Source organism: Aestuariirhabdus litorea (assembly GCF_003864255.1).
In the GTDB taxonomy this organism is placed as follows: Bacteria; Pseudomonadota; Gammaproteobacteria; order Pseudomonadales; family Aestuariirhabdaceae; genus Aestuariirhabdus; species Aestuariirhabdus litorea.
This window is the reverse complement of the sequence record NZ_QWEZ01000002.1, coordinates 411,731-425,546: the sequence shown is the minus strand read 5'-3', so window position 1 is coordinate 425,546 and position 13,816 is coordinate 411,731. Positions and strand designations below refer to the sequence as shown.

Sequence of the window (13,816 nt, the reverse complement as noted above, 5' to 3'; positions counted from 1 at the left end):
GGAGCTCTGTGTTCAGAGGAGAGAGATATCCGCAACCTCCAGGAAGAGGTTTCGGAGTTGTCGCAAGAGGCTGTGGCGATTGCTACGGACAGCAGGATCTTCGGCATTAACCAGCACCGCGTCAAAGAAAGAGTCCACAGGCTCCTTGAGTTCAGACAAGCTGACAAGAACCTGTTGATAATTACTCTCACGCAAGAGCGGAGCAACGCCAGCCTGCTTGGCCAACAAAGCGTCGTAAAGTGCTCTCTCGGCCCCCTCCTCCAACAGATCCGGGTCGACATCGGCCTGCAAGTGGTTGCTGTCGGCCTTAGCCAACAGGTTGGAAACCCGCTTGTTGGCTGCCGCCAGAGCTTCAGCGGCATCCAGTGAACGGAAGTGGTTCACCGCCTGGACCCGTTGATCGAACTCCAAAGGGCTGGAGGGTGAGAGGGCACGTACGGCAAGAAAAACCTCGACCCCTATATTCTGGTCCTGATACCAGGCACGGAAGCGCTCGAGCATAAACTCAAGAATGCTGTCCACAAGTTTATCGACAGTGTTATCCACAGTGGAGTCGAGCGGTAGCTGGACTCCGGTTTGCTGATACGCTTCGACGCAGTGGTAGAGAACGGGGCGCAGGTCGATGGGCAGTTGCTTCTCGACGAGGATGCGCAATACACCGAGGGTCGCACGACGCAGTGCAAAAGGGTCGCGATTACCTGACGGGGGTTGGCCGATGCCAAAGATACCCACCAGACTGTCCAGCTTGTCAGCCAGAGAAACACAGCAGCCTGTGAGTGTGGAGGGCAACTGGTCGCCGGAGAAACGGGGAAGGTACTGCTCAAACTGGGCAGCGCAAACATCGGCGTGCTCGCCATCATGGCGCGCATAGTACTGACCCATGGTGCCTTGCAGGTCCGCAAATTCCAGCACCATCTCCGAGTTGAGGTCGGCTTTACTCAGTTCGCCTGCGCGACGGGCATGGTGGGCATCGGCACCAATCAGGTGCGCGATCTGGGCAGCGATAGAGCCGATACGCACGGTTTTGTCGTAAAGACTCCCAAGCTTGGCCTGGAAAACCACCGGCTTGAGGCGATCGCGCTTGCTGGCAAGGCTGCTCTTGAGGTCGGTATCGTAGAAAAACTTGGCGTCGGATAGGCGTGGGCGGATCACTTTTTCGTTACCGCTGATTACCTGTGACGGATCCTTGCTCTCAATATTGCTGAGGGTAATGAAGTGGGGCATAAGATTGCCCTCAGCATCAAGCAGATGGAAATATTTCTGGTGTTCCTTCATGGAGGAGATCAGGGACTCAGCGGGAACCTTGAGGAAGTCTTCATCGAAGCGCCCCATCAGCGCGACTGGCCACTCAACCAGCGCAGTGACCTCATCGAGTAAATCGGCACCAATGACCGCTACTCCCCCTACTTGTTGGGCAGTGGACTCAACCTGCTGGGCGACCAGCTGTTGGCGCTGCTCGAAATCAGCGATGACATAGCCTGGGGTGTGAAGTTGCTCTGCGTAACGGCTGGGAGACTCGATGGCGATGGAGTCGTTATAGTGGAAACGGTGACCCCGGCTGTGTCGGCCAGCGGTAATCCCAAGCAACTCGCAATCAACCACTTCGTCACCGTACAGCATGACAAGCCAGTGGGCAGGTCGAACAAACTCGGTACGACGGCTACCCCAGCGCATGCGCTTGGGGATGGGGAGCTGAGCCAGCGATTGATCGATAATGCCGGGTAACAGGTTGCGGGTTTGCTGGCCGGGTGTGACAGAGCGGTAAACCAGCCAGGCTCCCTTGCCCTGCTCGAGAGTCTGGAGATCGGTAACCTCAACCCCACAGGAGCGAGCGAAACCCTGTGCAGCAGGGGTAGGATTACCCTGCTGGTCAAAGGCAGCCTGCAGGGCCGGGCCCTTGCGCTCTACCGACTGGTCTGGCTGTTGGCTGCTAAGGCCGCGAACCAGGAGTGCAAGACGACGGGGAGCCGCGTAGCTCTGGCTGCTGTCAAAGCTGAGACCGGCCTGTTTTAGGCCCTCTAAAATTCCACTGCTAAAGGCGGTGGATAACGCTTTCAGGGACTTGGGAGGAAGCTCTTCGGTACCCAGCTCAACCAGAAAATCCTGTGCAGACATCATTACTTCTCCTCCTGCGCACTGGCAAGCTTGGACATCACTTCATCACGCAGCACCTCATCGGCGAGGGGGAAACCGAGTTTGTGGCGGGTCTCAAAATAGCTCTGGGCCACCGCACGTGCCAGAGTACGTACACGCAGGATAAAGCGCTGGCGTTCAGTAACGGATATGGCGTGACGGGCATCCAGGAGGTTGAAGGTATGAGAGGCTTTTAGCACGTATTCGTAGGCGGGCAGCGGCAGGTTGTCACCAACCAGCTTTTCACTCTGCTGCTCAAAAAAGTCAAACTGGCGGAACAGCTCGTCGGTATTGGCGTGCTCAAAGTTGAAGGTGGACATCTCCACCTCGTTCTGGTGAAACACATCACCGTAGGTCACCTTACCCAGAGGGCCATCGGTCCAAACCAGGTCGTAGACGCTGTCTACGCCCTGCAGGTACATCGCGATCCGCTCGAGACCGTAGGTGATCTCACCGGTGACCGGGTAGCACTCCAGGCCACCGGCTTGCTGGAAGTAGGTAAACTGGGTGACCTCCATGCCGTTGAGCCAGACCTCCCAGCCAAGCCCCCAGGCACCAAGGGTGGGAGACTCCCAGTTGTCCTCGACAAAGCGGATGTCGTGTACAAGCGGGTCGATGCCCAGCTCTCGCAACGAGCCGAGGTAGAGCTCCTGGATCGCATCGGGAGAGGGCTTGATCACCACCTGGAACTGGTAGTAGTGCTGAAGACGGTTGGGGTTTTCACCGTAGCGCCCGTCCGTAGGACGACGACTTGGCTGAACGTACGCGGCACTCCAGCGCTCGGGACCAATCGCGCGCAGGAAAGTGGCAGGATGGAAGGTGCCGGCACCCACCTCCATATCGAGGGGCTGCAGGACAACACAGCCCTGTTTAGCCCAGTAGTTTTGCAGGGTCAGGATCAACCCCTGAAAGGTACGTGCATCGGGTGTCGTTTGGTTGGACACGGTAGTTCCCCAATCAGCTCTTGGAACTCTTCACCCAGCGGGGTAAGAGTGGCGAAAAATGGGGCGAATTATACCCTGTTACCTCAGGGGAAATACAGGCGCAGTGGGCATTTCAGGGGAGAGCGGGATCGCTGGCGATCCCGCAAGGGGGTTCAGGGTTGGCTGATGTACTTGAGTATCTCAACCACCTGCTGTGGGGTTTCGGTCACGGCCATGGCCTGGGCGTCGACCTCTTTCAGGGGGTGGGTCAGCTCGGGAGCGTGCATAACGATCAGCTGCTTGCCCATGGCCACTGCCTGGCCGGCATCGAAAGCGGCGTTCCACTGCTTGTACTTGTCGCCAAAGCGGACCACCACGATATCGGCCTGTTGCAGCATGCTATTGGTGCGAATTGCGTTGATTTTGCTGGATTTGTGATCCTTCCAGAAGGGCTTATCCTCCTCTCCGAGAATCTCCACGCCCACCTCATCGCTGGACTCGTGGTGAGTCACCGGTGAGTAGAAAGTGATTGGAAGGTTGGCTTCAGCGACCCCTTCTCGAATCTGCTCGCGCCAATCGGTATGAATCTCGCCAGAAAGGTAAACAATATATTCCATGACAGGTCCTTGGGGGAGAAGTGAGTGGAAAATCATAGAGCAATGGGCGTCAGTTGCAAGGCCAGCGGGGAAACCCTTGCATGATGAAACGAGGGACGCGTAAAAGGCGACAGATTTAAACGGCGGGTTTCTGCGCAATCAGTTGAGCGAAGTCGCGCTGGCCGCGACTGAGATCACCACAGCGGTCCTCCTCTCGGTAGAATCTGACCTCAAGCTGTGGAAACAGGCGAAGCAACTCACCGGGAGCCAACAGGTACTCCGGGTTGGATGGGCCCTTGGGGGAACGCTTATGCTGGTGCCAGGTTTGAAAAAAAAGTACACCCCCGGGGTTAAGGGCTGACTGAATCCAGTGGCATACAGGCCGATATAGATAGTGAGCAACCACTATCACGTCAAAATTGAGAAGCGGTGGGGTATCCACTTCAAGGTCAATCCGGCGTGTGCTGATAAGGCCGGCGGAAAACTCATCGAGGCGGCCAAGGGCAACAGCCGAAAGGTCCCAGGCCTCTACACTCAAGCCCTGCTGATGCAGTAACAGGGCATTGGCACCGAGGCCGCAGGCCAGGTCCAGGGCGCTCCCCTGAGGCGGCAAAAGATGCAGGTTGTTGGCCAGCAGTTCGCAGGCCTCCCCCGCCGACTGAGCCTGCTGGTATTTTTGGTCCCACTTATCCATGGTGCGGCACTCCTATCGACGCCAGAACATCGGGGTAAATAGTACCAGAAGGGTGAATATTTCAAGGCGGCCCAGTAGCATGGCGAAGCTGAGGATCCATTTGGAGCTGTCGGGTAGCTCGGCATAGGTCAGTGAGGCATCGCCCAGGGCGGGGCCGAGGTTGTTCATACAGGAGGCCACTGTGGAGAAGGCGGTTGGCAGATCGAGCCCGGTCGCGATCAGGGCAAGAAACAGCAGGATAAAAATGAATACGTAGGCGGAGAAGAATCCCCAGACCGCTTCACCCACCCGATCAGGGACCGCTTTGCGTCCCAGCTTGATCGGAATGATGGCGTTGGGATGAAGCAGGCGGGTCACCTCACGGATCGCCTGGCGGTAGATCAGTAGCACCCGGATCACCTTCATCCCTCCCCCGGTGGAGCCGGCACAGGCACCGGCGAAACTGGTCAGGAACAGCAGGTACGCAAGAAAGGTGGGCCAGACCGAAAAATTACTGGTGCTAAAACCGGTTGTGGTAGCGATGGAGACCACCTCGAATACGCCATATTGAACCGACTTGCCCAGGCTGTAGGTACCCGTCACACTGAGCACCAGCATGGCAATAAGGGAGACCCCCCCGAGAATGATGAAGTAAGCCTGGACCTCGGGGTCCTTGAAGTAGTGCCCCAGCTGGCGGTGCCGCCAGGCGAAGAAGTGGAGGGAGAAGTTGATGCCTGCGATCAGCATAAATACGACGGCAATGGCGTCAATCAGCGGGCTGTTAAAGTAACCAATACTGTCATCATGGGTAGAAAACCCCCCGATCGCGATGGTGGAAAAACTGTGGCCGACGGCGTCAAACAGATCCATCCCTGCTGCCCAGTACGCCAGGGCACAGGTGACGGTGAGGCTGAGGTAGATGTACCAGAGGGCCTTGGCGGTTTCGGTAATGCGTGGGGTGAGCTTGGCGTCCTTGACCGGTCCCGGGGTTTCCGCGCGGTAAAGCTGCATGCCACCAATGCCCAGCATCGGCAGCACGGCAACCGCCAGTACGATGATCCCCATTCCCCCCAGCCACTGCAGCTGCTGGCGGTAGAACAGAATCGATTTGGGGAGCTCGTCAATGTTGGTGAGGATGGTGGCTCCTGTGGTAGTGAGTCCCGACATCGACTCGAAAACCGCGTCGACCACATTGATGGCCGGATGCTCGTGCAGCATAAATGGCAGGGCCCCAAACCCGCTCAGTACAGCCCAGAAGAGCACGGTCACCAGAAAACCGTCTCGGGTCCGCAGCTCCTGGCGGACACGAAACACCGGCGCCCAGATGAGGAAGCCGGTGACCAGAGTAATCACAAAGGCGTAGCCGAAGGCCTCGAGGTGACTGTCGTTATAGATCCAGCCAATAAACAGGGGCGGGAGCATGCTCAAACTGAACAGCATGAGCAGTAAACCAAGGATGCGCAGGATGACGGAAAAATGCATGCGGAAGTCCGTTAGAAGAAGGTCAAGCCGACCTGGAACAGCTGCTCGACCTCACGAATCCGTTTTTTGTCCACCAGAAACAGGATAACGTGATCCTCGGATTCGATGCGGATGTGATCGTGGGCGATGAGAACCTCTTCGTTGCGCACAATAGCACCTATAGTGGTTCCCAGGGGGAGCTTGACCTCGCCAATCGTACGCCCAACCACCTTGGAGGAGTTTTGGTCGCCATGGGCGATCGCCTCAATGGCCTCGGCGGCCCCCCGGCGCAGGGAGTGAACATTGACCACATCACCGCGGCGAACATGGGTTAACAGGCTACCGATGGTGGCCTGTTGGGGGGAGATGGCGATGTCGATCTCGCCACCCTGGACCAGATCGACGTAAGCGGGGTTACTGATCAACGCCATTACCTTGCGGGCACCGAGTCGCTTGGCGAGCATGGCAGACATGACATTGGCTTCGTCGTCATTGGTCAGCGCACAGAACACATCGGTTTCTTCAATGTTTTCTGAGACCAGCAGCTCCTTGTCGGAGGCACTGCCGTGGAATACCAGGGTGTTATTGAGGGTTTGCGCCAGTTGATGGCAACGCTCCATATTGCGTTCAATCAGCTTGACGTTGTAGCGATCCTCGATGGAGCGGGCCAGACGTTCACCGATGTTGCCACCGCCAGCGATAATGATGCGGCTGTAGACGTTATCGAGGCGGCGAAGTTCACTCATTACATCCCGAATATGCCGACTGGCGGCGATGAAGAAAACTTCGTCGTCCGCCTCAATCACGGTGGAGCCTTCAGGGGTGATCGATTTGCCGCGACGGAATATGGCCGCTACCCGGGTATCCACCGAGGGCATGTGCTCGCGAATATAGCGCAGCTCCTGACCCACCAGTGGGCCTCCATAGTAGGCCCTGACGGCGACCAGCTGTACCCTGCCCTCGGCAAAGTCGAGAACCTGCAGCGCCCCGGGCTGCTCGATAAGCCGTTTAACATAGTGGGTAACCACTTGCTCGGGGCTGATGATCACATCCACCGGACAGGCGTCCTTCTCGAACAGCTCCGGGCGTTTGAGGTAGTCGGGCTGGCGGATACGGGCAATTTTGGTGGGGGTACGAAACAGCGAGAATCCCACCTGGCAGGCGATCATGTTGACTTCATCGCTGTTGGTGACTGCGACCAGCATATCGGCATCATCCGCCCCAGCGCGGCGTAAAACCGAAGGGAAGGAGGCCTTGCCTTCGATGGTGCGGATATCGAGTCGATCCTGTAGCTCCCGCAAGCGATCCGGGTCGGTGTCGACCACTGTGATGTCATTCTCTTCACTGGCCAGATTCTCCGCCAGGGTACCACCGACCTGACCCGCGCCCAGAATAATGATCTTCATGCTGCCGTCTGTAACCTTGTTGTTGTCCGTATCTAGCTGATCGATCCACTGCCGCAAGCATAACAACTGCTTGGTGGTATGCAAGAAGAGTAAGCAATCGCTAACTCAGGGCTGGCCCCTTGCGCAGCAACGCGTAGTAAAAACCATCGTGCCCACCGGGCTGGGGTAGCAGTTGCCGCCCCCGCTGGCAGGCGATGCCCCAGGGGGCCTCGATGGTGATCTCCTCAGCCTCCCTGTACCGCTGCAGGAACCCTTCCACCTGATCGCTGTTTTCGGCCTTGAAGGTGGAGCAGGTCGCGTAGAGCAGCAGCCCCCCCTCCTTCAGCAGCGGCCATACCGCTTCTATGATCTGCTGCTGGAGCGCGACCAGTTGGGGGATATCCTCTCGCCGGCGTAGCACCTTGATATCCGGGTGGCGGCGTATAACACCGGTTCCGCTGCAGGGGGCATCGAGCAGGATGCGATCATAAAGCTGTCCATCCCACCATTGATCGGGCCGGGTTGCATCGCCCACGATCAGCCTGGCGTTGAGTTGAAGGCGCTCCAGATTCTGTGTGATGCGTTGGGCGCGAGTCGGGTCAACCTCAAGACTGGTCAGCTGGATAGCCGGCTCAGTTTCAAGCAGGTGGCCGCTTTTGCCACCGGGCGCCGCGCAGGCGTCCAGCACCTTATGGCCTGGGGATAGGTGCAGTAAAAAACCCGATAGTTGAGCCGCCTCGTCCTGTACGCTCGATGCGCCCTCGGTAAAACCAGGCAGTCCCAGCGGATCGCAGGGGGCATCGAGGGTAATGGCGCTGGGGCTGAAGAGACAGCTGTGGGCCCCGATACCCATCTGGTCGAGTTGCTTAAGGTAATCAGTGCAGGATCCACGCAGGGCGTTAACCCGCAGGGTCATTGGGGGGCGCTGGTTATTGGCGTCAGCGATAGCCCGCCACTGCTCGGCCCAGTCCCGCTGCCACTGCTTGATCATCCATTTGGGGTGAGCGGTAGCGGGAACCTCGCTGCCCGTAAGCTGCTCCTCGATGATCGCTGACTCACGCTGGTAACGTCGCAATACCGCATTGACCAATTTGCGGGCCCAGGCTTTGTCGAGCTGTGTACAGGCCGCTACGGTTTCGCTCAATACGGCATGGGCCGGAATCTTGAGGCTGCGGAGTTGGTAAAGGCCCAGCAGCAGGAGCGCCTCAATATCGGAATCCTTTTCCCGCAGTGGGGTGTCGAGGAGGATTGAGAGGCTGGAGCGGAGGGTAAAAAACCAGCGGCAGGTCCCGTAACAGAGCTCGCTGAGAAGCGGCTGCTGGCCAGGGTCAACCTCGGACAATGCCTCGGGGAGTACCTGGCTCAAGGAGCGCCCGTGGGTGAGGACCTGTTGCAGGGCGAGCGCGGCCTGGGCGCGGACGGGGCGGCTCATGAATCAGCCGAATCGTCGCTGGGGGGCGAGCTGGGTGGCGCGGCTGTTCAACAGGTCCCTGGCCGCCATCGATTTGGCTCCGGGAAACTGAAGGGTTAGAAGGCGCAGTGCCCCTTCACCACAGGCCACATCGATACCACCGGCACTGCTCGCCAGAATCGTGCCTGGGGCTGCCGAGGGGACCAGCCCCAGGGGCTGGGCCTCCCAGATTCGTACCCGCTCCCCGTCAAGCAAGCAGTAGCTGACCGGCCAGGGGTTGAAGGCGCGTACCTGCCGGGCCAGCAGCTCGGCTGGTTGGGTGAAATCCAGTTCGGCTTCGCTTTTGTGGAGTTTATGGGCGTAATTGGCGAGCTGGCTATCTTGCGGTTGTGGGCGGGTTGATCCACTGGACAGCTCATCAATCGCCTCCAGCAGGGCGGGTCCCCCGATCTCCTGAAGGCGATCGTGGAGGTCGCTGGCAGTGTCGGTGGGGAGTATTGGACAGGCAACGGTAACCAGCATATCGCCGGTGTCGAGCCCGGCATCCATCTGCATGATAGTCACACCGCTTTCCAGGTCGCCGGCGGCGATGGCGCGCTGGATCGGAGCGGCGCCACGCCAGCGAGGCAGCAGGGAGGCGTGAACATTGATGCAGCCGAGACGTGGAGCATCCAGCACCGCCTGGGGAAGCAGCAGGCCATAGGCCACCACCACCATCAGGTCGGCATTGAAGGCGGAGAGGGTGGCCTGAGCCTCTGTGGACTTCAGGCTCAGGGGCTGCTCCACTGGAATCCCGTGCTGAATGGCCAGCGCTTTGACCGGGCTGGGGGTCAGCTTGCGCCCGCGCCCGGCGGGTCGGTCAGGCTGGGTGTAAGCTCCAACCACCTCATGGGGGCTGTCGATCAGGACCTGCAGGTGATGGGCGGCAAAGTCCGGCGTGCCGGCAAACAGGATGCGGAGGGGGGATCGACTCATGAGTGGCAGGCCTTAGCGGGTAGCTGTACGGTGGGATTTTTCAAGCTTCTTGCGGATTCGGTTGCGCTTGAGGGGAGAGATGTAATCCACAAACAGCTTTCCGTTGAGGTGGTCAACTTCGTGCTGGATGCAGACCGCCATCAGGCCATCGCACTCCAGTGTGAAGGGGACACCTTCTCCATCCAGGGCCTCGACCCGAATCCGTTCCGGTCGCTGGACCGTTTCATAATACCCGGGCACGGAGAGGCACCCTTCCTGGCTCTCCTCCAGCTCATCACCGATGGGGGTGATGACCGGATTGATCAGTATGTGGGGGGCATTACCCTCCTCGCTGACATCCACTACGATCACCCGCAGGTGAACGTTGACCTGGGTGGCGGCGAGGCCGATGCCGGGAGCCGCGTACATGGTTTCAAGCATGTCGGCGGCGAGCTTTTTGATGCTGGAGTCAACGCTGGTGACCGGCTTGGCTTCGGTGCGCAGGCGCGGATCCGGGAATTCAAGAATGTCGAGTAGTGCCATAGAATCGTCAGGTTCAGTAGTTGGGTGGGCACCGGTGGGGGGAGGCTGCACCGGCGAGAGAGGCTTGGTACGCAATTTTATGCCCATGCTGTCGGCTTGACAATTGCTAGAGGGGTTCAATAGCTGCGCACAGAAAAACACCAGTTTGTTGTAGTAATAATGTAAAAGGTGCTGCTAAGATTATGAACAATATGGGATTAATGTTTAGGTCTGTGACTTGATTCGCGGCCCATTAACTGCAAAAACAGGCCGCTTGGGCTATAGTCGGCTACTGAATAAATGATTATTGTGCGTACGCAAGACACCATATAGGGAAGGTATACCATGAGGAAATCGCTGCTGGGGGCTGCCCTGCTCTGCCTGATGAGCTGGTCTGCGATCGCCGCTGAGGGTCCGATCAAAAACGGGCACCCAGACACCTACACCGTCGTCAAGGGAGACACCCTCTGGGATATCTCCAACACCTTCCTTAATACTCCCTGGTTGTGGCCGGAAATCTGGCACGCCAACCCACAGATCGATAACCCTCACCTGATCTACCCCGGTGATGTGATCAGCCTAGTCTATATCGATGGCCGGCCACGTTTGACCCTCTCCTCCAGGGGAGAGGCCAGCCGTACCATTAAGTTGAGCCCCAAGGTACGCTCGACGCCGATCGATTCCGTGATCCCCGCGATTCCACTCGACAAGATCAACAGCCTGCTTAAGCGCAGCCGGGTGGTCAGTTCACTCGAAGAGCTGGAGCGTGCTCCCTACATTGTGGCAGCTGCCCAGGATAAGGTAATCAGTGGAGTGGATGACCAGATCTATGCGCGGGGCAGTTTTGAGGCTAACGCCCCCGCCTACGGCGTATACCGCCAGGGTGATGTCATTGTTGACCCTTCCACCCGCGAGGTTCTGGGGGTGATGGCTGTTGATTTGGGTGCCGTCGATGTGAAGCAGATAGAGGGCGATATCGCCACTTTGCGGGTGACGCGCAGTGATAGAGAGATTCGTTCTGGCGACCGGTTGCTCGAGAGCGAGGAGCGTCGTATTGACTCCACCTTCTTCCCCAGCGCTCCCGGACAGCGTGTGGAGGGTGAGATCCTGGCGGTATCGGGAGGCATTAGCCAGATCGGGCTGTACGATAACGTGCTGGTCAACCTCGGTGAGCGCGACGGTATCCAGCCTGGTAATGTACTGGCCATCAACCGCAACCTGACCGTTGTCGACGAAAAGCGCAAACAGCAGTTGACCCTTCCTGAGCACAGGGTAGGTTTATTAATGGTGTACCGCAGTTTTGAAAAGGTCAGCTTCGGCATTATTCTGGAAACCAATGAGCCGCTGATGGTAGGGGACCGGTTGGAAAATCCTTGATACCGGCTAAACTGAAAAGGCTGCTTCGGCAGCCTTTTTTATTAGCTGGCCAACGATCAAGGATGATCAATGGAAACTTGCCTGCCCCGCTGGGAGCAACTGCGTCCCTGGCTCTTACTTCATCTACTACCGGCGCTGGGTCCGATTAGGAGCCGGCAGCTGCTGGATCAAATTAAGCACCCCGACGCGCTCCTGAAGCCAGACAGCATTGGAACCCTTAGGTGGCTGCCTGAGCCAACCCAAACTGCACTCAGCCAGTGGCATAGAGGCAGGGGGGCGTTTTGGGACTATGCCAACCGCCAGCTGTGTCGTATAGAGGGGTGGAGCGAGCAGGCAGGATGCCATCTGCTCAGTGCTGAGGATGAAGCCTACCCCCCGTTACTCGCCGAACTCCATGATCCGCCTCCCCTGCTTTATGTGGAAGGAGATGCCAGCTTGCTGCAAAGCCCTCAGATAGCGCTCGTGGGCTCCCGGCACTGCACCCGCCAGGGCGGAGAGATGGCGTACGAAATGGCCTATCAGTTAGCGCTCAGTGGCTTAACAGTGACCAGCGGTTTTGCCAGGGGAATCGATAGTCAGGCCCACGAAGGCTCTGTGCGTGCCCAGCAGCCAACGCTGGCTGTGTTGGGTACGGGCATAGATCGCTGCTACCCGGCCCAAAATCGCCAACTCAGGGAGACTGTGTTGGCGGGGGGAGGAGCACTGGTGTCGGAATTTCCTTTGGGGATGGCACCGCGGCCGGGGAATTTTCCCCGCCGCAACCGTATCATCAGCGGACTTAGCCTGGGGGTGTTGGTGGTGGAGGCGGCCGTGCCGAGCGGCTCATTGCTGACGGCCCAACTCGCCCTGGAACAGGGGCGTGAAGTGTTTGCAGTGCCAGGGTCCATTCGGCAAGGTAAAAGCGCAGGCTGCCATCGCCTGATACGGGACGGCGCCTGTTTGGTTGAAAGTAGCGAAGAGGTGGTGGCGGCATTGGCCCCGCAATTTTTGCAGCCACTGGCGGATAAATACCGAAAGGGAGAATCTTCGGCTGCACCAGGGGGCGGTGTGCAGTTGAAGGCGGCCCTGGCCCCGGAGCAGCGGTCATTGATTGAGTTGCTGGACTTCGAACCCTGTTGCCTTGACCTGCTGGTGGTACGCAGCTGTAGAACAGTGACGGAGTTAATGACCTCACTTCAGCAGTTGGAGCTCGAGGGCTGGGTCGAGAGGGTTGCCGGCGGCTATCAACGACGGCGGGGTTAAACCAGCTTGCAACTGGACGGGGTCTGGGTTAATTTTCGCCCACTTTCCTCCACCTGACTGAGACCCTCCTATGAGCAAGCCCTTTGTCGCTATTTTGATGGGATCCGACTCGGATCTGCCCAAGGTACAGGCCGCAATCGATGTACTGAAAAAACTTAACGTTGGTGTTGAGGTGCGTGTGCACTCGGCCCACCGTACCCCCGATGCCACCCACGAGTACGTTAAGGGTGCCGACCAGCGTGGTTGTGCCGCCTTTATTGCGTGCGCAGGCATGGCGGCTCACCTGGCGGGGGTTGTTGCCTCTTTGACCATCAAGCCGGTGATTGGTGTTCCCATCGATGCTGGCCCCCTCAACGGCATGGATGCGCTGCTGTCGACCGCGCAGATGCCTGGCGGAATTCCGGTAGCGACCGTTGCCATTGGTAAAGCGGGTGCCAAGAACGCCGGTTACCTGGCCGCGCAGATCATCGCCCTGCAGGACCCCGATCTGGCGGAGCGCCTTCGAGGGGATCGCAAAGCCAACGCCGACGAGGTGCTTGCAAAGAATGAGGCCCTGCAGGAAACGCTCGCCTAAATGAGGTGGCGCTGGGCGCCTGCCGTGGCAGCGCTGCAGGCAGGGGAGGTCATTGCCTACCCCACCGAAGGGGTATGGGGGTTCGGATGTGACCCCTGGAACCCCCAGGCTGTGGGGCGGGTGCTGCGCCTGAAACAGCGGCCCTGGCAAAAGGGGCTGATTCTGGTGGCTTGCAGCTGTGAGCAGATAGAACCCCTGTTGCGATCGCTGACCCGAGAGCAACGGGCACAGCTCGAGAGCAGCTGGCCGGGCCCAAATACCTGGGTCATCGAAGACCCCGAGCAGTGGGTGCCCGCCTGGGTCCGGGGGGAGCACAGCAGTGTTGCTGTTCGGGTCAGTGCCCATCCGGTAGTGGCGGCGCTCTGCGAAGCCTTTGGTGGGCCTCTGGTGTCGACATCAGCCAATCGGGCAGGCTGCCCCCCCATGCGTTACGACTGGCAAGTGCGCTACCAGTTTGCGGATCAGTTGGGTGCGGTGGTGCCTGGGCCGCTGGGAGGTCAGCGAGGACCCTCGCGGATCCGCGAGCTAATCAGCGGGCGAGAGTTGCGGCCCGCCTGACGACTAA

Annotated in this window: 13 protein-coding genes; 4 read left to right on the top strand and 9 right to left on the bottom strand. The window is 58.8% G+C overall.

Translation table 11 applies throughout. The annotated features are described in order from the left end of the window. Nucleotides 1-12: 12 nt before the first annotated feature. From glyS to def, 9 genes are all read right to left on the bottom strand, one after another. The gene (gene glyS, locus D0544_RS12005) at nt 13-2,115 is read right to left on the bottom strand and encodes a glycine--tRNA ligase subunit beta (protein WP_125018265.1); all 2,103 of its coding nucleotides are present in this window, start codon (nt 2,113-2,115) and stop codon (nt 13-15) included. Nucleotides 2,116-2,117: 2 nt separating this feature from the next. Continuing rightward, complete coding sequence (gene glyQ, locus D0544_RS12000; protein ID WP_125016459.1) at nt 2,118-3,077, bottom strand: glycine--tRNA ligase subunit alpha; 960 nt, start codon at nt 3,075-3,077, stop codon at nt 2,118-2,120. A 152-nt stretch (nt 3,078-3,229) separates the two neighbouring features. Then, entirely contained in the window at nt 3,230-3,673 is a 444-nt protein-coding gene (locus tag D0544_RS11995) for a YtoQ family protein (RefSeq protein ID WP_125016457.1), read from the bottom strand. Nucleotides 3,674-3,788: 115 nt separating this feature from the next. Continuing rightward, nucleotides 3,789-4,346 (bottom strand): class I SAM-dependent methyltransferase, encoded by a 558-nt coding sequence (locus D0544_RS11990; protein ID WP_125016455.1) that lies wholly within the window; start codon nt 4,344-4,346, stop codon nt 3,789-3,791. Nucleotides 4,347-4,358: 12 nt separating this feature from the next. Continuing rightward, nucleotides 4,359-5,807 (bottom strand): TrkH family potassium uptake protein, encoded by a 1,449-nt coding sequence (locus tag D0544_RS11985; protein ID WP_125016453.1) that lies wholly within the window; start codon nt 5,805-5,807, stop codon nt 4,359-4,361. 11 nt (nt 5,808-5,818) lie between these two features. Continuing rightward, nucleotides 5,819-7,192, bottom strand: coding sequence for a Trk system potassium transporter TrkA (trkA, locus tag D0544_RS11980; RefSeq protein WP_125016452.1), 1,374 nt, complete (start codon nt 7,190-7,192; stop codon nt 5,819-5,821). A 100-nt stretch (nt 7,193-7,292) separates the two neighbouring features. After that, entirely contained in the window at nt 7,293-8,603 is a 1,311-nt protein-coding gene (rsmB, locus tag D0544_RS11975; protein ID WP_125016450.1) for a 16S rRNA (cytosine(967)-C(5))-methyltransferase RsmB, read from the bottom strand. A 3-nt stretch (nt 8,604-8,606) separates the two neighbouring features. Continuing rightward, entirely contained in the window at nt 8,607-9,557 is a 951-nt protein-coding gene (gene fmt, locus D0544_RS11970) for a methionyl-tRNA formyltransferase (RefSeq protein ID WP_125016448.1), read from the bottom strand. Nucleotides 9,558-9,569: 12 nt separating this feature from the next. Continuing rightward, entirely contained in the window at nt 9,570-10,079 is a 510-nt protein-coding gene (gene def, locus D0544_RS11965; protein WP_125016446.1) for a peptide deformylase, read from the bottom strand. A gap of 324 nt (nt 10,080-10,403) precedes the next feature. On the opposite strand from def, the gene D0544_RS11960 reads away from it, so the two are divergent. The 4 genes from D0544_RS11960 (at nt 10,404) to tsaC (ending at nt 13,809) form a co-directional block, all read left to right on the top strand. Continuing rightward, entirely contained in the window at nt 10,404-11,435 is a 1,032-nt protein-coding gene (locus tag D0544_RS11960) for a LysM peptidoglycan-binding domain-containing protein (protein ID WP_125016444.1), read from the top strand. A 69-nt stretch (nt 11,436-11,504) separates the two neighbouring features. Continuing rightward, on the top strand, nt 11,505-12,677 hold the full coding sequence (gene dprA / locus D0544_RS11955; RefSeq protein ID WP_125016442.1) for a DNA-processing protein DprA: 1,173 nt from the start codon (nt 11,505-11,507) through the stop codon (nt 12,675-12,677). Between the two features lie 70 nt (nt 12,678-12,747). Beyond that, nucleotides 12,748-13,251, top strand: a complete 504-nt coding sequence (gene purE, locus D0544_RS11950) for a 5-(carboxyamino)imidazole ribonucleotide mutase (protein WP_125016440.1) — start codon at nt 12,748-12,750, stop codon at nt 13,249-13,251. Then, nucleotides 13,252-13,809: an L-threonylcarbamoyladenylate synthase type 1 TsaC gene (gene tsaC, locus D0544_RS11945; RefSeq protein ID WP_125016438.1), complete on the top strand. Its 558-nt coding sequence runs from the start codon at nt 13,252-13,254 to the stop codon at nt 13,807-13,809. It abuts the gene before it with no gap. The last annotated feature ends 7 nt before the right edge of the window (nt 13,810-13,816 follow it).